Source organism: Allobosea sp. 2RAB26, from assembly GCF_052115465.1.
GTDB lineage: Bacteria > Pseudomonadota > Alphaproteobacteria > Rhizobiales > Beijerinckiaceae > Allobosea.
The window spans coordinates 1-929 of the sequence record NZ_JBFRGS010000064.1 but is presented as its reverse complement, the minus strand read 5'-3'; the positions used below and the strand labels follow the sequence as shown (position 1 = coordinate 929).

The following is a 929-nucleotide window of genomic DNA, read 5'->3' as shown; positions in this document are numbered from 1 at the left end:
TCATCGTCGTCATCGTCGCCGTCACCGTCACCCGTGCCGGTACCGTTGTCGCCGTCATCGCCAACGACGGTCTCGAAGATGTTCTCGGGAAGATTGGTCAGGCTGGTATTGCGGGCGATGATGTCCGCGAACTCCTGGCCGTCGATGAAGTTCTCGTAGAAGTCGAAGTTCTCGACACGGTCGAGATAGTAGAACCGGTCGGCCTCCTGCAGGCGGTCGAATTGTTCGTGCAGCACGACCCAGAAGGTCTGCCCGACCATGCCGCCATTGATATGCGTCTCGGCAAGGCCACCGACCCAGAGATCGACCCGGTCGATCCCCTTCACGATGCCGGTGCCGTCGGCCTGGATAGCCACGTTGATATTCGAATTGATCGCATGGAAGGCCGCGATCTCATTGGCGTCCAGGACGAGGTCCGGATAGGCCTGCCTGAACTGGGCGATCACGGCATCGCTCAGATTGTTACGCTGCTGGAAATCCTCCCACGAGGTATAGGGCGAGAGGTTTCCGGCATAGCCGACGGCCTCGGAGACATAGGGATCCTGCGAAGCGGCAAGATCCGAACGCACCTGGTTCAACGTGCCAAGCCCGACATCCCAGCCGCGGGCCACGTTGAAGGCGAACAGATCGGCATTGATCCGAACCAGATCGTTGCGCACTGCGTCGACGATGTTGAAGTCGACCTCCTCCGCCGGCTGCCTGATGATGCCGCCCAGGATCGATCCCACGCCAAGCTGCTCATAGCCGGGCTGCGGGACGTAGCCGGGGGGCAAGGGAGCAGTGAAGGCGCCGGCGTCGTTCGTCGGATTCAGGAAGGCGTCGAACAGCGCCACCTGCTTCGGCTGACCGTCGGCATCGAGCACGGTCATGGTCTGGCCGATCAGGGAGTGACCGACCCGGTACACGGCCGCCGCGAACTCATGCGAGAT

The 929-nt window shown here is 61.9% G+C and carries 1 protein-coding gene; it reads right to left on the bottom strand.

All coding sequences use genetic code 11. The features are described from left to right. Positions 1-929 (bottom strand): peroxidase family protein (locus AB4118_RS33995; RefSeq protein WP_441493898.1); only part of this gene is annotated, 929 nt, incomplete at both ends.